This window comes from Clostridium cuniculi (assembly GCF_004353185.1).
In the GTDB taxonomy this organism is placed as follows: Bacteria; Bacillota; Clostridia; order Clostridiales; family Clostridiaceae; genus Clostridium; species Clostridium cuniculi.
The window spans coordinates 1-22,607 of record NZ_SMUS01000050.1 but is presented as its reverse complement, the minus strand read 5'-3'; the positions used below and the strand labels follow the sequence as shown (position 1 = coordinate 22,607).

The window sequence follows — 22,607 nt, the reverse complement described above, 5'->3', positions numbered from 1 at the left end:
AAATTATAGCAATAAAATCTGATGAACTTGCTGTATCTAAATTTATATCTTCATTTTTTAACAATATTTTACCCATATTTCTTACTACCTCACAAATTAATTTATATGTATTTATTTTTATTACTAGTTCGTAAATTATAAAAACTATATTTTAATAGTAATGGACTAATAATTTTATATAATTATAACATATTTTTAAAAAAATATTATTTAACTTAGAATAATTTTAGTTCTTGTATTTATAAATTATATTTAATATATCTTAATTATATATAAGTAAAAAAACAGCTAACAAAAATATAAATAACTTTGTTAGCCGCTCTCTTTTAATAAAATCCTATTAATTTAATATTAATCTTCCTTAGCCATTGCAGATAAATTATTTCCCTCAGTTCCATCTGGCTTAGTTCTTAAATACTCTTCACCTTTTTTAGAATGAGCTATTATAACACCATCAATTTGACCATTTTTAGCCATTTCAACACCTTGTACTTTATCTACTGTTGTGCCATTTTCTAATACATATTGCATAATTTCGCCACTACTGTTTTTGATTGTTTCTACAATTTTATTACTCATATTATTCACCTCTTAATCCTATTTTTCACAAAATAAATATTTTTATGCACCATTAAAATATAAATTATAAATAGGATTCTTTAGTAAATTTATAATAATCTCTAATTTTTTATAATTAACAAAAAGCAAGCGACAAATTAATATAATTTGTCGCTTGCCATAATTAATTTGCAACTATTTTAAAGTGTCTATTCTAACTAATACTGCATCAAGCATTTCTTGATATTTAACTAACTTTTCTTTTTCTCCATTTATTACTGCTTCTGGAGCTTTAGCTACAAATCCTGCATTAGAAAGTTTCTTTTCTATTCTTGTTACTTCGCCTTCTAATTTCTTCTTTTCTTTATTTAATCTTTCAAGTTCCTTATCCTTATCAACTAAGTCTAAAAGTGGCATAAATAATTCTCCACCCTTAACTACTAATGATACTGCATTTTCAGGAACTACTGACTTATCAGCTATAAATTCAACTTCTGAAGCTGAACCTAGTTTTTCCATATAAGGAATACCAGCACTAAATGCATCTTTAGCTTCATCAGAAATATAGCAAATTACTTTTGCTTTTCTTGATGGTGGAACATTCATTTCAGCTCTTACATTTCTTAATCCTTTAATAGCCTCTATAACAAATTCCATATCCTTTTCTGCCTTGCTATCCGCTAAATCTTCAGCATATTCTGGCCATGAAGAAATTGTTATAGATTCTCCATCTGTTAAAGTAGTGTATATTTCTTCTGTAATGAATGGCATTACTGGATGTAATAATTTTAATCCTGTAGTTAATACAGTATATAATACGTTATAAACTACTCCTTTAGCTTTTTCATCATCACTGAAGAATACTGGCTTAACAAGTTCTATATACCAGTCACAGAATTCAGTCCACATAAAGTCATAAACCTTTTGAAGAGCAATACCTAACTCGTATTTTTCCATGTTTTCAGTTACTTCTTTAACTAAAGTATTCATTTGAGATAATATCCATCTATCAGCTAAGCTATATTCTTTGCAATCAGCATATTTATTCATTACTTCTTTATCTAAGTTCATCATAACGAATCTTGATGCGTTCCACATCTTATTAGCAAAGTTTCTTGCTGCTTCAACTCTTTCTGGGATATATCTTATATCATTACCAGGAGAGTTACCAGTAACAAGCATGAATCTTAATGCATCTGCACCATATTCATCAATAACTTCTAGTGGATCAACACCATTTCCTAAAGACTTACTCATTTTTCTTCCTTCAGCATCTCTTATAATACCGTGGATTAATACTGTATCAAATGGAGTTTCATTCATATTGTGTATTCCAGAGAATATCATTCTAGCAACCCAGAAGAATATGATATCATATCCAGTAACTAAAACATTAGTTGGATAGAAGAAATCTAAGTCTTCTGTTTTTTCTGGCCAACCTAAAGTTGAGAAAGGCCATAATGCAGATGAGAACCAAGTATCAAGTACATCTTCATCTTGTCTTAAGTTTTCAGATCCACATTTTGAACACTTGCATGGTGCCTCAACTTCAACCATCATATGATTGCAGTCATTACAGTAGAATACAGGTATTCTATGTCCCCACCATAATTGTCTTGAAATACACCAATCTTGAATATTTTCCATCCAGTTGTAGTATATTTTATCAAATCTTTCTGGAACAAACTTAGTTTTTCCATTTCTAACTACATCTATAGCAGGCTTCGCTAAAGATTCCATCTTAACATACCATTGTTTTGAAACGATTGGTTCAACAACAGTTCCACATCTATCATGTGTTCCAACATTGTGAGTATGAGGTTTAACTTTAACAAGTAATCCTTGTTCATCTAAATCCTTAACCATTTGCTTTCTAGCTTCATATCTATCTAAACCTTGGTATTTTCCACCTAACTCATTAATCACACCGTGATCATCCATCACTCTTATAATTGGAAGGTTATGTCTCTTACCAACTTCAAAGTCATTAGGATCGTGTGCTGGAGTTATTTTAACCGCCCCTGTTCCAAATTCAATATCAACATAATCATCACCTACAACTGGTATTTCTCTATCAGTTAGAGGCAATTTTAATGTTTTCCCAATTAAATGCTTAAATCTATCATCATTTGGATTAACAGCAACTGCAGTATCCCCAAGTAATGTTTCTGGTCTTGTAGTAGCTATTTCTAAGAATCCAGAACCATCAGCTAATGGATAATTAATATGCCAGAAGCTGCCTTCTTTTTCTGCATATTCAATTTCTGCATCTGATAATGCTGTTGTACATTTTGGACACCAGTTTGTTATTCTATTTCCTTGATATATAAGTCCTTCGTTATATAACTTAACGAATACAGTTCTTACAGCCTTATTTAAATTTTCATCCATTGTGAAAGCTTCTCTTGAGAAATCAGCAGAAACACCCATCTTTTTAAGTTGCTCTCTTATGTGACCTCTATATTCATCAGACCATTCCCAAACTTTCTCTAGGAATGCTTCTCTTCCCATTTCTTTCTTAACTAAGCCTTGCTTTAATAATTCATTTTCAACTTTAACTTCAGTTGCTATAGAAGCATGGTCTTGTCCTGGTAACCATAAAGTACAGTATCCTTGCATTCTCTTAAATCTTATAAGCATATCTTGAAGTGTATTATCAAGAGCATGACCTAAGTGAAGTCTACCAGTTATATTTGGTGGTGGCATAACAATTGAAAATGGCTTCTTAGTCTTATCAACAACAGGAGTGAAATACTTTTTTTCTTCCCATGTTTTATAAATTCTTTCTTCAAATTCTTTTGGATTATACGTTGTGGCTAAATTTTTCTTTTCTTCCATCAATAAAACCTCCTGAATAGTTTTTTATATATTTAAAGTTCTTATATTAAGACCACTTTACAAATTTAAAATAAATATTTAAATTACTATTTCATTCAATAAATTTTAACAGCAAATAGCATTACTTTAATTATAATATCCATAATTTTATTTTTAAGTCTATTGCCATATATTCATAATTTCATATTTTTCTAGACATAAAAAAAGCCTTAGTCCTAAAAAAGGACGAAGACTCGCGGTACCACCTTTATTCCTACTAAGTAAATTAATAACTTACTTGTTATAGGCTCTTATTTTAATAACGACTAGAACGCCGTCTTTGATTACTACTATTTCACCAAAGAAACTCAAAAGCTACCTTCAGGATATTTCATATAGAAGGCTTACAGCCTAGACCTTCCTCTCTTAATACGTCCTATTCCCTACTCCTCTTTATCACTGTTTTTAAATATTTATTTGTTCTTATATTATGATATTTTTATCTCTTTGTCAACAAATGTGTTGCAAATTTTAAATTATTTCTAATACCTACTATTTTTCTATAGTTCCCACAAAACTATCATAACTTTCAGGCTTACCATTGCCAAAAATAATCTTAAATTCATTTGTTTCTGTATTTCTATAATTAATATAAGTTTTATTCATATCTAATCTAGAAGTGTCATTAAAATTAAACATCTTTAATACTTGTTCTTCACTTAAGTTTTCACCTAATGTTCCTGATTTAGCAACTCCACTTAAAGTAACTAATTTATAAGCCCCGCATGGATTTAAGTACTCTATCTCATCAGTTTTATTATCTTCATTATCAGAACACTCGCTACAACTACATTTATCTTCACTATTTAACTTTTCTCTATTATAGTAATATCCACAACAAGTACAAATTTTGCTACATCCATAAGCATTATCTTCTATTCTTACTAATCCCCCACAAATTTTACACTTCTCAATATTCAATACGTTATCCATTTCTACCTCCATATATTTTAATTATATTATTTATATTAATTTTAATTAGAACATATGAAGGTATTTAATAACTATCTATAAAATTTATACAGACTTATAAATAAACTTATTATCTTTAACATCTAAAGTTATTTCTCCTCCATCACTTAAGCTTCCAAATAAAATTTCATCAACTAGCATTGGCTTAATCTCTTGATTTATAATTCTTATTATTTCTCTTGCTCCATACTCCTGAGAAATTCCCTTATTAGCTACAAAATCAATACACTTATCATCAAAATTCACTTTAACATTTTTCTTTAATAATTGCTCATTAAATTTATTAAGCTCTTTTCTCGCAATATCTAATGCCATTTCATTATTTAAATGGTTAAATACAACTATCTTATCAAGCCTATTTCTAAATTCAGGACTAAAGAATTTTTTAACCTCTTCCATTATAGCTTCGCCTTTAATTACTCTTTCTCCAAAACCAATAATATTCTTTCCTATATTTTTTGCACCAGCATTTGAAGTCATAATTAAAACTACATTTCTAAAGTCAGCTTTTCTTCCCTGATTATCACTTAAAGTAGCATAATCCATAACTTGAAGTAAAACATTTAATATATCTGGATGTGCCTTTTCAACTTCATCTAACAATAAAACACAATATGGATTTTTTCTAATTGTATCAGTTAAAAGTCCACCCTCTTCATATCCCACATATCCAGGTGGCGCTCCTATAAGCTTTGCAGCTGCATGCTTTTCTGCGTATTCACTCATATCAAATCTTATAAGCTTAACACCTAAGCTTTCTGCTAAAGTTTTAGAAAGTTGAGTCTTACCAACTCCAGTTGGCCCTACAAATAAAAGTGAGCTTATAGGCTTGTTTTCTTCATTAAGTCCAGCTCTAGACATTTTAATACATCTTACAACTTCATGAATTGCTTTATTTTGTCCAAATATATTTTTTTCTAAATTATCTTCTAGTTCTTTTAAAGATGAAATTTCATCTTTTTCAACTGTATTCTTTGGTATATGACATACTTTTGAGATAACTTCCTCAATTATTTTTTCATCAATTATCTTCTCATTAGAATCTTCTCTATTCATTGAAATATACGACCCAGCTTCGTCAATAATATCTATTGCTTTATCTGGTAAAAATCTATCATTTATATATTTACTACTTAATTCCACAGCTAATTTAATTGCTTCATCAGTATATTTTACATTATGATAATTTTCATAATTACTCTTTAGACCTTGAATAATTTTAATTGTTTCTTCCACTGAAGTTTCTTTGACTTCTATGGTTTGAAATCTTCTAGTTAATGCTTTATCTTTCTCAAAATATTTCTTATATTCATCAAAAGTTGTAGCCCCTATAAACTTTATCTTTCCTTCCATTAAATATGGCTTTAAAAGATTAGATGTATCTAAAGAACCACCACCAATTGAACCTGCTCCTACAATTGTATGTATTTCATCAATATACACTATAGGATTTTCATGATTATTAATTTCATTTAGTACCTTTTTTATTCTTTCTTCAAAATCTCCTCTATACTTAGTTCCAGCTAAAGTAGCTCCAATATCTAAGGAGAAAATCTCTGCATTTTTTATCTTTTCAGGAACTTTTCCCTCATTTATAAGTCTTGCTAAGCCAAGAGTTATAGCTGTTTTTCCTACTCCTGGCTCACCTACATGAATAGGATTGTTTTTAGTTCTTCTACAAAGAATTTGTATTGTCCTATTTAATATATCATCTCTTCCTATAAGTGGATCAGTAAATTCACTTTTCACATATTCATTTAAATTAGTAGTAAACTTTTTAATAAGAGATTGCTTTTTACTTCCCTCTTTTTCTAAATTATTATTTAACTCTTCCTCTACTATATTAGTATCTAATTCTTCATCAGTTAATTCTTCTTCATTAAAATAATAAACATTTTCTGAACCTTCATGACAAAGCTTATATAGTAAATCTCTTTTTTCTAATCCCTGCTCTAATAAATAATACTGAGCATAACTATTATCCAACTCATAAATAGCAGCAATAATATGCTCCATAGAAATATTATTGTTACTTGCATAAATTGCCTGTTCACTTGCTCTTAATATAACTTGTTGAAAGTTATAGCTTTCTTGAATATTTCCATTTTCATCTTTATCTATATAATTATTTAAGTATTCCATTAGATTACTTCTTAATTCATCAACATTCCCTTTTAACTCTTCTATAACCTCTATAAATCTCTCTTGAAATGTAATTGCGTATAATATATGTTCTACAGTTACTAGTTCATGTTTATTTTTCTTTGCAACTTCATATGCTTCCACTAAAATATTATTTACTTCTCTTGTTATTTCCATATATTAAGCCTCCTCAATAGTTATATTAAAGGGGAAACCTTCTTCTTTAGCCATCCCTAATGCAATTGCTACTTTTGTTGCTGCAATATCATAAGGATAAACTCCAACTATTCCTCTTCCTATTTTATGAACATCCATCATTATTTTATTTGATGTATTTATATCTTTTTTAAAAACAGTCATTAATATATTAACTACAAACTCCATTGTAGTAAAATCATCATTATGCATAACAACCTTATAATCTTTAGGTTTTTTTACTTTTATTTTTTCTTTACTTATTGTAGAAATACCGTTTTCCATATTGACTCTCCTATAAATTGTTATAATAATCTATCATTTATTATGTATATATTGTAACTAAATATTATATACTTTTAAAGTTATATTTTGAAAGTATATTTTCATTGTAAATTGTGTAGTTCATGAATAATTATTTTCATAATATAGTACAATCATTCTCTATAATAAAAATAATAGATATCTAATATTACTAACTAATACTAGATATCTATTTGAATTTTTAATAATTTATATAAATATATTTATCTATTTTATCTTATTAAATCCTATTACTGCAGCACCTATAGCACCAGCATATTGTGATAAATTAGAGGTTTTAATACTTACTCCTAAAAATTTCTCTAATCTTTTCTTAAATTCTAAACTTTTACTAAGTCCTCCTGTAAAAAATACCTCTTCTTCAATGACTAATCTTGAAGCAAAATTTGCTGTTCTTCTTGCTATTGATGATAAAACGCCAGATAAAATCTCTTCTACAGGAACTTCTTTGGCAATTAAACTTATAATTTCTGATTCAGCAAATACAGTACACATACTAGATATTGGATAAGGATTTACTCCCTCTGTTAGTGAGTCTATAAAATTTATTTCTGTATCTAATATATTTATCATTACTTCTAAAAATCTTCCTGTTCCTGCCGCACACTTATCATTCATTAGAAAATCAATTAAGTTCCCATCTCTATCTAATTTTATTACTTTACTATCTTGTCCACCAATATCTATCACAGTTCTTACATTATCACAAAGATACTTTGCTCCTTTTCCATGACAAGTAATCTCTGTAATTTTTTTATCAGCAAAATCTACTAATTCTCTTCCATATCCAGTTACTACAAAATAAGGCTTTTCATTAAGACCCTCTGATAGCTCATTATATATAGTTAAGATACTTTCCCTTGGTCTTGCTGATGTTTTCATAATAACTTTTTTTACTATTTGTCCATTATATAAAATCCCTTTAGTTGTAGTAGAACCAGAGTCTATTCCAATAGAATACATTTTCTCCTCCTAAAGCATTTCAATAAAAGCTGTCATTCTTGTATTTAATTGTGCTATATCTGATTGAGAATAATCAGTTTCAATAGCCATATAAGGAATATTAAATTTATCATTAGTAAATCTTTTTATAGAAAGTGTTTCTACTGCATATGTGTGACATGCTTGTAAAATTACATCAACTACACCATCTATCTTATACTCTTCTATAATTCTACCTATACTTTCTAACCTATTAGGATTAGGAGACATACAAGAGCACCCTATTGATAAATATTTTTCCGATAATGCATCAAAAACATCCTTATTTTCATCTACTAAAAGATCATTAGCTTTAGAAACTGTACAATTTTCAAAAGCTACCACATAAGCCCCATTATCTTCTATAGCTTTTACTACTTTTTCTGTTGCACCACCTATTGGACAACCAGTTATTAAAATTCTAGGTTTAGACTCTAATCTCTTTCCTTCTTCATATTCCCTTTTTACTTTTTCAGTTATACTTCTTACCTCTTCTATACACTCTTCCTTATCAAACTTAAATGTTGCACCATATACAACCTTTAAAATATCAGTTCCTGAAAGTGCAGGTGGATTAAGCTTACCTAAAGAATAAAAATCTTTTAACCCTTGTCTTTCCCTGTTTTTTAAAATTATTGCTTCTCTTATTTTATCTTCACTTATTTTAACTTCAAAAAACTCTTCTAACTTTTCCTTTAACCTTACTATTTCACTTTTCCAAAGCTCAAAGCTTTTCTCTCCTTTTTGGCAGTTTGGAAGTTGCATTACGTGAACTGGTTTAAATTCTCCTAAATATTCATACATTTTTTTCTTACCATCGCAAGTAGTTTCTCCTACAATTATATCTGAAAAATAGAAATATGGACATTTATCAGTTTTTGCAAACCCATAACTACTTTTTATTAAAGGACAAAGATTTCTTGGTAAATCCCTTTCAGCTTCTCCAATGGTTTCATCTGATGTAGAACATAAAGAAACTACAACAGCTCCAGCTGCCATTGCAATTTCTTGTGGCATATATGTACAAAAAGTACCTACTAAAGGTATATTTTTATCCTTTAATTCCTTTGCTGATATAAAGCCATTTTTCCTCGCCTCAGAAAAGTTATCAAATATTTCCGGTAAATTTTTTAACAATCTCATAATAATTCCCCTTTTATACAATTTATAACATTATCTTATATAAATTATTATAAAGTTAATTACTAGCTTATATCAAATTCTTTATAAAAAGAACTTGCATTATAAATTATCTTTTAAAAAAATAAAAACAAAGATCATACTTAGAATTAATAGTATAATCTTTGTTTCTATTTTTCTGTTTTTATTTTTTATTTATCGTTCATCCATTCATATGTCTTATAGCTCTTTTTATTATGAGCATGAGCACCTATTTTCTCTCCATTTTCTATTCCAACTTCTGAATTTCCAGTTGGATCAATTTTTCTTAATTCATTTTTAGACTTAGGTCTATCTTTCATTCTATTTTTATTATTATCCATATTATTTACCTCATAATCTAATAATTAAATTTACTTTTAACTGCATCAAATACAACTTTAAATTCTTCTGCATTTTCATCAAATAGTTTACTTAATTCTTCTTTAGCTTTAATATATTTAGGATCATTTTCTTCACATTTTACTATTGAGCCAGATAATTTATGAAATTTCATAAAAATCATAGGATGTTTTTTTGCAAAGTACTCCATTTCATCAATATGACGTTCTGCTTTTGATGCATTTTTTAGCCATCTAAATACATAATCATATTTATCCATATACTCACTACCTTATTTAAATTTTAAAGTCAGTTGGATCATATGTTTTTGCTTTTGGCTCTCCAAAACACGCTTTTACACTTTCTACTTGTGGATTATGATTTACATTTTTATGTTGATGTTTTGTCTTTTTCATTTTGTTTCCCATAATATCACCTCATTAATATTCTTTCCTTATCCTTGTCTATTATCCTATTAGATGTTTTCCATTTGTTCTTATTTTTAGTCTTATACTTATTTACGAGTATATTAAATAAAAGTATAAATTTTATATCTTCCTCTTATTAAGAACTATTTATACTTATAATCATATTATGTACTATGTGCTAATTTAACTAATGATTAAACTAGAAGATTATAATAATATCAAAGTACCAAAAAACTACTATAACTGCTCTTATTCATGTATTAAAGCTGAAATAAGAACACAAATTATTATAAAATAAACCACAGTATATAAATATAATTTTTATACTGTGGCTTCCATTTATACAGATTTTTTTTTGTAAAACTCATTATATACTTTTTTTGTATATCCGTAATCAATTAATACTAATCTATTTTTTATCTTTCCCCAACTTGTAAACTTATATAAATCTGCCCAAACTAAATTATGCCTATCATGAATTTCTCTAATAAATTTATTATTACTTAATTCTTTTTTATTTTGGATTTTAAAATAATTTAATAGCTCTCTTTCACTTTTAATATTATTAGCTTTTTTCATAATTAAATATCTATAATCATCGGATATAAAATAAACTTTTGCAAGTAAAGAAGATTTATCATTATCTGAAATTAAAAATTCAGCTTTATTTTGTGCTACACCTTTGATATTTTTAGCAATTTTTATTACACATCCATTATCTAAATCGTATACCTTTCTTGCTGAACCTTCACCTATATATCTATATCTTCCACGCTCTATTCCATATAAAATATGATAAATATCAATATCCATACTAAGCACCTACTCTTTTGTATAAAATTAGAGTACTTATTAAAGTACTCTACATATTTATATTATTCAATTGCTAATTAATATGTTCTTAGATTATTCATTGATAATTATCAACATATTCTCACTAATATTTCACCTTCCGGCATATTTATTATTCTTCTTCCACCAATTTTAGTCTTTAAATACAACTTATTTTTACCATCTTTTATTGCTTCTCCTAATAAAACAGAATCCTTTCCTACTGGATTTTGTCTCATTATATTTAACACATTATCTGCATCATTTTTATCAACTATTACAACTACCTTCCCTTCATTAGCAATAAATAATGGATCAAGACCTAAAATTTCACACATGGCGTCTACCTCAGGCTTTACAGGAATAAACTCTTCTTCTATTTCAATACTAATATTACTATGTTCTATAATCTCATTTAAAGTAGTTGCTAACCCTCCTCTAGTAGGATCTCTTAAAACTTTCACATTATTACTAGCAGATAATATATCTTCAATTAATTTATTTAATAAACAACAATCACTTTTAATACTACTTTCAAAGCCTAAATTTTCTCTTTTATTCATAATACACATACCATGGTCACCTAATGTTCCACTTATTATTATTTTATCACCATTTTTTACTTTATCTCCACCTAAATAAGCTCTATTCTCTTCAATTATACCTATTCCAGTAGTGTTAATATAAATTTTATCACAACTCCCCTTTTCAACTACCTTTGTATCACCAGTAACAATTTCAACCCCAGCTTCATTAGCCGTTTTAGCAATAGATTGTACAACTTTTTCAAGTTCACTAATAGGTAATCCTTCTTCTATTATAAATCCAACCGATATATATAAAGGTTTTGCTCCACTCATACATATATCATTTATAGTACCACAAACTGCTAATTTCCCTATATCTCCACCTTCAAAAAATATAGGATTTATTACAAATGAATCTGTAGACATAGCTATTTTCCCATTTATAACTGGTAAAACACTTGAATCATTCTTTTGTAATAAGAATTCATTATTAAAATATTTATAAAAAAGATTATCTATTAATTTATTAGTTGCCTTACCTCCACTACCATGTGATAAAGTTATTATCTCCATATAAATCACCTCTTATATTTCTATAATTTATCTATATTTATAAAATGCTGAACAAGCTCCCTCTTCAGATACCATACATGCACCAATAGGATTTAATGGAGTACATACACTTCCAAATAGTTTACATTCAGTTGGATCTTTAATTCCCATTAATACATCACCACAAGAACATCTATTATTTTCATCACTTTCTTTAATACTAATATTAAATTTATATAACACATCAAAATCTATATATTCACCTTTTAATTTTAACCCTGAATTATTAACTTTTCCTAACCCTCTCCATGCACTTTCAGCTGAGGTAAATACATTATCTAGTAAATTATTAGCTTCTTTATTTCCTTCTTCTTTTACTAATCTACTATATAAATTTACTAGTCCATATTGGTTATTTTCTTTCATGTCTATTAACATATATATAGATGCTAAAATATCATTTACCTCAAATCCACTAATTACCATCGGAATTTTGTGCTTATTTGATATTTCTACAAAAGGTCTTTCTCCTATTATAGTTGCAACATTGCCTGGACATAAGAATGCATCTATCTTAACATCCGGATTTAAAACTAAAGCTTTCATAGCATTTGGCATTGTCTTTAAACTATTTAATATTGAATAATTTTTTATCCCCTGATCTTTTGCTAACTTTATACTAAGAGCTATTATAGGTGCAGTAGTCTCAAATCCAATGGATAAAAATATAACCTCTTTATCACTATTTTCCTTTGCTATTTTTATACTATCTAAAGGTGAGTATACCACTCTTATATCTCTTCCCTTAGCCTTTTCTTTAGCTAAGTTACTCTCACTTCCTGGAACTCTAATTAAATCACCAAATGTAGTTATTATTACATCACTTCTTTTAGCTAATTCTATAGCAGTATCTACATATCCCTGTGGTGTTACACAAACTGGACAGCCTGGCCCATTTATAAGCTTAATATTATCATTTAAAACATCCTTTAATCCACTTTTTAATATTACATTAGTATGAGTCCCACAAACCTCCATTATAGAAATTTTAAATTTAGTTTTATCATTTATTTTCTTTAATAAATTTTTAGATATAGTATTATTTTTCAACTCTTTTAATACGTCCATTAAAGTTACACTCCTCTATAGCATCACTTAATTCCTTAAATATATCTAAAGTTTCCTTTGCATAATTTTCATCAATTTTTTGAATTGCACATCCTGCATGAACCAATACAAATTCTCCTATCTTAGGATTTTCAATAAACATTGTATTCACTTTTACTTTAACTCCATTATAATTTACAATGGCATCATCTTTTAATATCTCCTCAATTCTTGCTGGAACTGCTATACACATGGCTTTCCTCCCTTAATTCTTCTTTTATTAATTCATTTGCAATTATTAACTGTCCTAAACTTACTCCACTATCATTACAAGGAATTATTTTATGTGTCACTACATTAAATTTATATTCCTCTAACCCTTTAACAACGCCTTTAAATAGTATTTCATTTTGAAAAACCCCTCCACTAACTACTACAGTATTTATATTTGTCTCTTCTCTAATATATAAAACCATTTCAATAGTACTTTTTATTATAGTATTGTGAAACTTTCTTGCTATAATGCCATTATTAACTTTATTATCAATATCAGAAATAATACCTTTTATAATATTATTAAAATATAAAATTAATTTCCCTTCATATTTTTTAATTTCAAATTCATAAATTTCATCATTTTTTTCATCACTTATATTTTCAAGAGTAATAGCTGCTTCTCCTTCAAATGTAATTTCATCAGTAAAGCCTAATATAGCAGAAATACCATCAAATAATCTCCCCATACTAGATGTCTTTGGTGAGTTTATTTTTCTATCAATCATAGTTCTAATTATGTTATATTCTTTATCTTGTAAATATTTAGGTATAAATTCCTTAGCTTCTCCTTTAAAGGCTTTATAAATTAATGAAACACCTATTCTCCATGGTTCTTTAACTGCTTTATCTCCACCTGGTAAATAAAACTCATCTAAATGTCCAACTCTTTCAAACTCTCTCTTATTACATATGAAAAACTCTCCTCCCCATATACTTTTATCTTCACCATATCCAGTTCCATCAAATGCAATTCCAATGACATCTGTACTTATATTATTTTCTGCCATACAACTTACAATATGACTATGATGATGTTGCGTCTCTATTACTTTAATCTCACCACTTATATTTAAAATTTTTTCTAACTTAATTTTTTTATATTCAAAATCTGGATGCTTATCATATACTAAAACACTTGGAATAACATTATATAATTTACTAAAATGTTCTATTATCTTTTCTAAGAAATTTATTGTTTCAACATTCTTTAAATCGCCTATATATTGACTGATAAAAATATCATTTTTATTACTTAAAGAAATTGTATTTTTAAGCTCACAACCCAATGCCAATATTTCTGAAACTGTATTTATATTTAATGTATATGGTGAATATCCTCTTCCTGCTCTAATAATTCTCTCTTCATCTAAAACTATCTTACTTACTGAATCATCAACTCTCATATAAATGTCTCTATTGTGCATAAAAAAATAGTCAACAATATTATTTAATCTTTTAACTGCATCATCATTTTTATATATAATAGGCTCTCCACTAATATTAGCACTGGTCATAACCAAACTATCTAATTCATCATCAAATAGCAAATAATGTAATGGTGTATATGGTAACATGACTCCTATCTTTTTATTATTAGGTGATAAATTTTCTGCCAAGACATATTTATCTTTTTTATCTAAAAGTACAATAGGTCTTTTATTACTTTTTAATAGCTCTTCTTCATATTTACTTAAAATACAATACTTTTTTACAGTTTCTATATCCTTTATCATTACTGCTAATGGTTTATTAGGTCTATGTTTTCTTTCTCTTAATCTTTGGATTGTTTCTTTACTTTTGCTATTGCAAACTAAATTAAAACCACCAATTCCTTTAATAGCAAATATATTTCCTTGTTTTAATAACCTTATTACTTCATTGAAAGGATCAGTAACCTTTATTTCCTTATTATTTTTATCTGTAATATATACTCTTGGTCCACATTCAGGACATGCATTTGGTTGTGCATGAAATCGTCTATTAGATGGATTCATATATTCTTCTTTACATTTATCGCACATTTCAAAATCATTCATCGTAGTAGAAATTCTATCATAAGGTAATGACTTTATTATTGAAAATCTCGGTCCACAATTTGTACAATTAGTAAAAGGATATCTATATCTTCTATCATCTTTATCAATTATTTCCTTCTTACATTGTGAACATATTGAATAATCTGGTGAAATATATGTTGTTGGTCTTAAATCTGAATTGCTTTCTTTTATAAAAAAATTCTTATAATTTATAACTTCTTTATCAATTATATTAATTGAATTAATTTTTGATAAAGCTGGTGGATTATTCTTTAACTCATCTATAAATTTATTAATAGAATTTTCATTACCTTCAATATCTATTATTACACCTTGATTTGTATTATTTACCCAACCAGCTAAATTATTTAATTTTGCTAAATTATAAACAAATGGTCTAAAACCAACACCTTGAACTATACCTTTTACCTCAATAAACTTTCTATTTTCATTCATATCTTTTACCCTCTAATACTTTATCTCAATTTCCAATTATAGGTATAAAATAATTATATCATTTTTTACATTTTAAGGTAATTGTATATAAAAAAATAAGACTTATCAAATATCATATTAGTTTTTAAACATTTAATGATATCTAATAAGTCCTATTATATTTCTAGTTTTCTCTCCACTTTGTCCTATTAACTAAGTCTTCAACTAATTCATGACTCATCTTTGGATTTATTGTTTCCTCATGAGTAATTGTTATTATTGACATGGCAACTGAATACTTAAGTGTATCTTTAATAGTTAAGTTATTCATATATCCATATCCTATTCCAGCTACAAATGAATCTCCAGCTCCAGTCACATTTTTTACATCTATTGGCTCACAACAAGCTAATGTTCCCTCTTCACCTTCGCTAGTTATATAATATATTCCATCTGCATCTAAACTAATAAATACATTTTTTACACCTTGTTCTATAAAAAATCTACCTGCTTTTCTTAAATCATCATTAGTTTCGATTTTAAAGCCACATAACGCTTCTGTTTCAAATCTATTTGGCTTTATAGTATGGAAATATTTCACTAAATGACGAATTTTTTTTGCTTTCTTTGCAGATACAGGATCTAAGATAAATTTACTCTTCCCTTGGTATTTTTTTAATATGTACTCTAATAAAATTGGATTATCTGAATCAACAATTGTATATTCAGCATTTTCAAAAACTTCATGTTTTCCATCTACAAATGCTTCATCCATCTTATTTAAACTTTCCATATCAACAACTGCAGATTCCATCTCACCTTGATGGTTTAATATTGCTAGATATGTAGGAGTGCTTTCCCCTTCTAAAAAAAGAGAATTCTCCATATTATACCCAAGTTTTCTAGAGTGTTCTAAAATACTCTTACCATTTTCATCGTCTCCTAAAGTAGAAATAAACTGTGTATTTACTCCAACTCTCGCTAGATTTTCAGCAATATTTCTACAAACGCCCCCAAAAGATATTTTTATATGCCCTGGAATTGAATCTCTTTGTGCATAACTTCTTCCACAAAAGCCAAAAATATCAACTATTGATGCCCCTAAAACTAATATATATGGATTATTATCATTCATACTATCTCTCCTGCTACAAATTTAACATATTAAAACATAAATACATTATAGTAAAGACACGTAAAAAAATAAAGAGAAAAATTAAAAAATGTCGTTTTTTTTATTTCTCTTTATTTTTAATGATTTTTATTCTACATATTGTTAGTTGTCAAATTGTTCATATCTATTTTTATTTCTTTATTAGATTTATATTCTGTTTGTGTTACATTCATATTTTTAAATGCAACTGACATCATTAATTTAATTCTATTTAATTGATTAACCTCTGATGCTCCTGGGTCATAATCTATTGCTATAATATTTGCAAAAGGATACTTAGCTTTTAATGCTTTTATCATACCTTTTCCTGTAACATGGTTAGGCAAACATGCAAATGGCTGAAGGCATACTATGTTATTTACATCACTTTCAATTAATTCAATCATTTCTCCAGTTAACAACCAACCTTCACCAGTTTGATTGCCTAATGAAACTACTTTTGATGCCTTTTCAGCAAGATGACTTATTGAAGTTGGATACCCAAATCTTTCACTTTTTTGTAATTCAGTTATTACAACTTTTCTAAATGCTTCAATATAAGTAATAGCTATATTACATGCTGTTTTAACAAATTTGCTTTTAGATAGATATTTACTTTTAAATTCAGAGTTATAACAACAATATAAAAAGAAATCTAATAATTCAGGAACTACAACCTCTGCTCCTTCACTCTCTAAAATATCAACAATATTATTATTTGCCGTTGGGTGATATTTAACAAGTATTTCTCCAACAATTCCAACTTTAGGTTTTTTAATATCATTTATTTCTAATTTATCAAATGCTTCTATTATATTTTTTATATTTTTATTCATTTCCTTTTTATTTCCATTAGAAACATTTTCAAGTGCCTTGTCTCTCCAAAATTCATATAACTCATTTGCAGATCCTGGAATTTTTTCGTAAGGTCTTACTCTATAAAGTACCCTCATAAATAAATCTCCATATATAATTCCCATAATAAGCTTTTTAATAAAAGAATAACTTATACTAAACCCTGGTTGTTTTTCCAGTCCAATTACATTTAATGATATTATAGGTACATACTCAAAACCTGCTTCTCTTAATCCCTTCTTTAAAAAACCTATATAATTAGTTGCTCTACATCCACCACCTGTTTGCGTTATTATTACAGCAGTTTTTTTAGGATCATACTTTCCAGACTTTAATGCATTTATCATTTGTCCTATTACTAAAATAGATGGATAACATGCATCATTATTAACATACTTTACTCCTTCTTCTATAGCTTCTTTATCATTTGCAGGTAATACCTCAAGATTGTATCCTTCTTCCCTAGCAGCTTTTTCTATAAATTGAAAGTGCATTGGAGACATTTGCGGTGCAAGAATTGTCCAATCTTTTTTCATTTCTTTTGTAAATAAAACTTTACTATATTTATTATCAACAGTCTTAAGTTCTATTTTATTTTTTTCTCTTTCTTCCATGGCAGCTTTTAATGATCTAATTCTAATTCTTACTGCTCCTAAATTACTTCCCTCATCTATTTTTATTAATGTATACATCTTACTTTTTGATGCTAATATCTCTGAAACCTGATCACTTGTTACAGCATCTAATCCACATCCAAAAGAAGTAAGTTGTACTAATTCTAAATCTTTTCGCTCCTTAACAAAAGCTGCTGCTCTATAAAGTCTAGTATGATACATCCACTGATCTACAACTCTAATAGGTCTCTCCAAATCTCCTAAATGTGCTACACTATCTTCAGTAAATACAGCCATATTAGATGAAGTTATTATATCTGTTAAACCATGATTTATTTCTTCATCTATATGATAAGGTCTTCCACTTAAAACTATTCCCTTCATATTATTTTCTTCAATATATTTTAATGTTTCTTCACCTTTTTTTCTTATATCATTTATTACATTTTCTCTTTCATCAAATGCAGCATCTACAGCTCTTTTAGCTTCTTTCATAGTTATATTGTAATCTTTAAATATATCATAAATTCTCTTATATAACTTTTCCTTATTATCAAGAGATAGAAATGGTGAAATATACTTTATACCTTTCACTTTCAGTTCATCTATATTATTCTTTATAACTTCAGGATAAGATGTAACAACAGGACAATTATAATGATTATTTGCTTTCTTATCCTCTTTATATTCATAAGGTATGGAAGGATAAAATATAGTCTTTATTCCACTATTTATCAATGACATTATATGACCATGACTTAGCTTTGCTGGATAGCACACTGATTCCGATGGTATTGTCTCTATTCCTAAATTAAATAGTTTCTTACTTGAGACTGGAGAAATTATAACTCTGAACTTTAGTTCTGTTAAAAGAGTAAACCAAAATGGATAATTCTCATAAATATTTAAAGCTCTTGGTATACCAATTTCACCTCTTGTTGCTTCTTCCTTTGATAATGGTTTGTAATTAAATACTCTTGATAACTTATATTTATATAAATTAGGAACTTCTAATTTTTTACCGCTATTACCTAATGGTCTTTCACATCTATTTCCAGTAATATATCTTTCACCATTATCAAATTTATTAATAGTTAATAAGCAATTATTTCCACATCCTCCACATCTAGAACAACTAGTTTTAAACTCAAATTTTTCTAACTTATCCTCACTTATTAAAGTGGATACTTGGCCTTTTTTATAACTTTCCTTACTTATTAATGCAGCTCCATAAGCTCCCATTAATCCTGCTATATCAGGCCTTATAACATTAGCTCCTGTTAACTTTTCAAAGCTTCTTAACACACCATCATTATAGAATGTTCCACCCTGTACAATTATATTCTTACCCAATTCATCAAAATTTCTAATTTTTATAACTTTATATAGTGCATTTTTTATAACTGAATAACATAGGCCAGCTGAAATATCTCCAACACTTGCCCCTTCTTTTTGAACTTGCTTTACTTTAGAGTTCATGAATACTGTACATCTAGATCCTAAGTCAACTGGATTTTTAGCTTTAACTGAAAGCTTTGCAAATTCATCTATTGAAATATTTAATGACTTACTAAATCCTTCTATAAATGAACCGCATCCTGATGAGCAAGCCTCATTTAATAATATATTATTTATTACACCATCCTTGATCATCAAAGCTTTCATATCTTGTCCGCCAATATCTAAAATAAAATCTACATTAGGCATAAATGATTTTGCACCTTTAAAATGACAAACTGTTTCTATTTCTCCTATATCTACTCCTAAAGCAGCTTTTATTAATCCTTCTCCATACCCAGTTACTGTAGCCTTTGCTATAGTTATATTCTTGTTAAGTTTTTTATATAAATCTTTTAATATGTCAATTGTTTTATTTAATGGACTACCCTCATTATTGTTGTAACTAGAATATAATAATTCATTATCTTCACCTATTACTGCCAATTTAGTAGTTGTAGAACCAGCATCTATTCCTATAAATATATTTCCTGAATAATTAGATATTTCACCTCTTTTAGCGCTATTAGCTGAATGTCTATTTAAAAATTCTAAATATTCTTCTTCATCATTAAATAATGGTAATAAATTATTCTTTGTTATCTCTTTATAATTAACTTTATCTAAATTATCTATTAACTTAGCTAAGGTTATAGTTTCTTTATTTTCTGATAGTATTGCTGCCCCAATAGCAACATATAACTCTGAATTTTTAGGTATAATATACTCTCCTTCTTTTAAATTCAAAGTTTCTATAAATCTTTTTGTTAATCCATCAAGGAAGTGTAATGGCCCTCCTAAAAAAGCTACATTTCCACGGATTGGTTTTCCACAAGCTAGTCCACTTATAGTTTGATTTACAACAGCTTGAAAAATAGAAGCTGCAATATCACTTCTCTTTGCTCCTTCATTAATAAGTGGTTGTACATCTGTTTTTGCAAATACACCACATCTTGATGCTATTGGGTAAATAATAGTTGCATCCTTAGATAATTCATTTAATCCTTTTGCATCTGTATTTAATAATATTGCCATTTGATCAATAAATGCACCTGTACCACCTGCACAAGTTCCATTCATTCTTTGATCTACACCATCTTTTAAGTATGTTATTTTGGCATCCTCACCACCAAGTTCAATTACAACATCAGTTTTATGTAGAAACTCCTCAACGGCTCTTGTACATGATATAACTTCTTGTTGAAAATCAGCCTTTAACCATTCTGCTGCTGCAATCCCTCCTGATCCTGTAACTGTTACCTTTAAATTAACATTACCTAGTTCTTCAATACACTGTTTTAATGATTCTTTTAATGTCGTTTTTATATCTGAAAAGTGTCTTTTGTAATCACTATATATTACTTTATTATAATAATTTAAAACTACGACTTTTATTGTTGTTGAACCTACGTCTATTCCTAATTTAAAATATTTCATTTTTACCACTCTTCCCAAATTTTATTATACAAAACAATTATACCACATTTTTAACTTCTTTACTAAATCTGTAATTCAACTAACATATTACTTTTTTATGAATAATATTATATTTTATAGACAATAATTAAAATATCGGAGTAAATACTTAGGAGGGTATTATGAGCTACTTTAATGAAGGAAATAAATATTATAATAATAAAGATTATTCCAAAGCAATTGCAAATTACATAGAGTCAATTGAAGCTGGTGAAAATGAAAGTTGTGCTTATTATAACGCTGGTGTATGTTATATAAAACTTAAAGATTTTAATTCCGCTATTGATATGTTAAAAAAAGCATTATGCATACAAAAAGAAAGTAAATACTATTTCAATTTAGCATATTGCTATGCAATGCTAGAAAATACTAATAAAGCGTTAATTTACTTTAATAGAGCATGGGCTCTAGATGCTTCAGATAAAGATTGTGAAAAAGCAATAAATTTAATAATGTCTAAAAATAAAAAAGCGCTATAAAAGCGCTTTTCTTTTACCATTCTCCTGCAATACTATCAATAATATGGTCCTCATAAAAATCATCATTATTAAAATAATTACCAGCCATATAGAATGTAGTATCAACCGGTATCCATTCTTCTATTTCACTTATATATACTTCATTCCATGCATGAGGTCCATACTGAGAACCATCATATGCATTTCCTGTTAACAATCTAACATTTAAGTTTACTGCTCTTGCCATAGCTACATAAAGACATGAATAATCAAAACAAATTCCACTTCTTTTTTTAAAGGCTGTTATGGCTCCACTATCCTCTACTTTTTCATTATTCAATGCTTTTTCTGCTCTATCATAATCATACTTCAAATTACTACCTATCCATGAATACAATATTCGTGCTTTATCCATATCTGTAGTAGCATTTTCAGTTAACTCTCTTGCCATAGCATCAATTTCATTATTAGACAGAACACCCTCTTCTAATGTTACTCCATTATAATATATTATTATATTACTAGTTGGAAGAAAATTCTCAACTATTTCTTCTGTAAGTTCACCAGTCTTTCTTTCTAATATATCTGATAATTCAGTATATATTTTATTTTCATTAAAGATGTCTAATGTATTATAGATTCCTATTGTATTATTATAGGTAATTATCCCTACAAAAATAATTGATAAAAATATAATGCTCTTTATAGCTCCTAAAATAGATGATAATCCAACTAAGAGAATACTATTTTGTCTATTTATATTAAAAAACACAGGAATTAAAATTGACTTTAAAACCTTATATAAAATAACTTGAATCAAAAAGAATAAAACTACAAGTAATGCAATTTTACAGATATCATTATATACTCCACTTAAATTAAAATTTACCGTAGTTATTCTTGTAATACTTTCCAGTATTAAATCTATTTTTAAAACTATTAACAAAATACTTATCAATATAGAAAAGTAATAAAGAACCCTTTCTAATGAAAAACTTACCGTTCGTCTTTTAAGTGTATTTTTGACACTAC

19 protein-coding genes and 1 other annotated feature are annotated in these 22,607 nt (G+C 27.6%); of the genes, 1 reads left to right on the top strand and 18 read right to left on the bottom strand.

Annotated features, from left to right (window positions below; translation table 11 throughout):
* Window positions 1–351 precede the first annotated feature (351 nt).
* The 17 genes from EJJ37_RS17855 to EJJ37_RS17785 form a co-directional block, all read right to left on the bottom strand.
* The gene (locus tag EJJ37_RS17855; protein WP_133016842.1) at window positions 352–579 is read right to left on the bottom strand and encodes a DUF3892 domain-containing protein; all 228 of its coding nucleotides are present in this window, start codon (window positions 577–579) and stop codon (window positions 352–354) included.
* A 174-nt stretch (window positions 580–753) separates the two neighbouring features.
* Complete coding sequence (locus EJJ37_RS17850; protein ID WP_133016841.1) at window positions 754–3,396, bottom strand: valine--tRNA ligase; 2,643 nt, start codon at window positions 3,394–3,396, stop codon at window positions 754–756.
* Between the two features lie 218 nt (window positions 3,397–3,614).
* Window positions 3,615–3,844, bottom strand: a binding site (T-box leader).
* Window positions 3,845–3,927: 83 nt separating this feature from the next.
* Window positions 3,928–4,368: a hypothetical protein gene (locus tag EJJ37_RS17845; protein ID WP_133016840.1), complete on the bottom strand. Its 441-nt coding sequence runs from the start codon at window positions 4,366–4,368 to the stop codon at window positions 3,928–3,930.
* Window positions 4,369–4,452: 84 nt separating this feature from the next.
* Window positions 4,453–6,726, bottom strand: coding sequence for an ATP-dependent Clp protease ATP-binding subunit ClpA (clpA, locus tag EJJ37_RS17840; RefSeq protein WP_133016839.1), 2,274 nt, complete (start codon window positions 6,724–6,726; stop codon window positions 4,453–4,455).
* A gap of 3 nt (window positions 6,727–6,729) precedes the next feature.
* Entirely contained in the window at window positions 6,730–7,029 is a 300-nt protein-coding gene (locus EJJ37_RS17835) for an ATP-dependent Clp protease adaptor ClpS (protein WP_133016838.1), read from the bottom strand.
* A 246-nt stretch (window positions 7,030–7,275) separates the two neighbouring features.
* Entirely contained in the window at window positions 7,276–8,031 is a 756-nt protein-coding gene (locus tag EJJ37_RS17830) for an acyl-CoA dehydratase activase (protein ID WP_133016837.1), read from the bottom strand.
* Between the two features lie 9 nt (window positions 8,032–8,040).
* Window positions 8,041–9,192 carry a double-cubane-cluster-containing anaerobic reductase gene (locus EJJ37_RS17825; RefSeq protein WP_133016836.1) on the bottom strand — a complete coding sequence of 384 codons (1,152 nt, stop codon included), beginning with the start codon at window positions 9,190–9,192 and terminating at the stop codon, window positions 8,041–8,043.
* A gap of 188 nt (window positions 9,193–9,380) precedes the next feature.
* Window positions 9,381–9,551 (bottom strand): hypothetical protein, encoded by a 171-nt coding sequence (locus EJJ37_RS20450; protein ID WP_166484824.1) that lies wholly within the window; start codon window positions 9,549–9,551, stop codon window positions 9,381–9,383.
* A 17-nt stretch (window positions 9,552–9,568) separates the two neighbouring features.
* Window positions 9,569–9,829: a hypothetical protein gene (locus EJJ37_RS17820; protein WP_133016835.1), complete on the bottom strand. Its 261-nt coding sequence runs from the start codon at window positions 9,827–9,829 to the stop codon at window positions 9,569–9,571.
* Between the two features lie 16 nt (window positions 9,830–9,845).
* Window positions 9,846–9,977, bottom strand: a complete 132-nt coding sequence (locus EJJ37_RS21055) for a CPC_1213 family protein (RefSeq protein ID WP_264319213.1) — start codon at window positions 9,975–9,977, stop codon at window positions 9,846–9,848.
* A 339-nt stretch (window positions 9,978–10,316) separates the two neighbouring features.
* A complete protein-coding gene (locus EJJ37_RS17815; RefSeq protein ID WP_133016834.1) occupies window positions 10,317–10,790 on the bottom strand; it encodes a hypothetical protein in 474 nt (157 codons plus the stop codon).
* Window positions 10,791–10,900: 110 nt separating this feature from the next.
* Window positions 10,901–11,908 (bottom strand): hydrogenase expression/formation protein HypE, encoded by a 1,008-nt coding sequence (hypE, locus tag EJJ37_RS17810; protein ID WP_133016833.1) that lies wholly within the window; start codon window positions 11,906–11,908, stop codon window positions 10,901–10,903.
* Between the two features lie 27 nt (window positions 11,909–11,935).
* Window positions 11,936–13,015, bottom strand: coding sequence for a hydrogenase formation protein HypD (gene hypD, locus EJJ37_RS17805; RefSeq protein WP_133016832.1), 1,080 nt, complete (start codon window positions 13,013–13,015; stop codon window positions 11,936–11,938).
* Window positions 12,987–13,247, bottom strand: a complete 261-nt coding sequence (locus tag EJJ37_RS17800) for a HypC/HybG/HupF family hydrogenase formation chaperone (protein WP_133016831.1) — start codon at window positions 13,245–13,247, stop codon at window positions 12,987–12,989. The genes hypD and EJJ37_RS17800 overlap by 29 nt, the downstream gene beginning before the upstream one ends.
* The gene (gene hypF, locus EJJ37_RS17795) at window positions 13,219–15,543 is read right to left on the bottom strand and encodes a carbamoyltransferase HypF (RefSeq protein ID WP_133016830.1); all 2,325 of its coding nucleotides are present in this window, start codon (window positions 15,541–15,543) and stop codon (window positions 13,219–13,221) included. The genes EJJ37_RS17800 and hypF overlap by 29 nt, the downstream gene beginning before the upstream one ends.
* A 163-nt stretch (window positions 15,544–15,706) precedes the next feature.
* Window positions 15,707–16,657: a carbohydrate kinase family protein gene (locus EJJ37_RS17790; protein WP_133016829.1), complete on the bottom strand. Its 951-nt coding sequence runs from the start codon at window positions 16,655–16,657 to the stop codon at window positions 15,707–15,709.
* A 131-nt stretch (window positions 16,658–16,788) separates the two neighbouring features.
* Window positions 16,789–21,078 (bottom strand): 2-hydroxyacyl-CoA dehydratase, encoded by a 4,290-nt coding sequence (locus EJJ37_RS17785; RefSeq protein ID WP_133016828.1) that lies wholly within the window; start codon window positions 21,076–21,078, stop codon window positions 16,789–16,791.
* A 161-nt stretch (window positions 21,079–21,239) separates the two neighbouring features.
* Between EJJ37_RS17785 and EJJ37_RS17780 the strand changes: the two genes are divergently transcribed.
* Entirely contained in the window at window positions 21,240–21,596 is a 357-nt protein-coding gene (locus tag EJJ37_RS17780; RefSeq protein ID WP_133016827.1) for a tetratricopeptide repeat protein, read from the top strand.
* Between the two features lie 13 nt (window positions 21,597–21,609).
* On the opposite strand, the gene EJJ37_RS17775 is transcribed toward EJJ37_RS17780, so the two are convergent.
* Window positions 21,610–22,607 (bottom strand): transglutaminase-like domain-containing protein (locus tag EJJ37_RS17775; protein WP_133016826.1); only part of this gene is annotated, 998 nt, incomplete at its 5' end.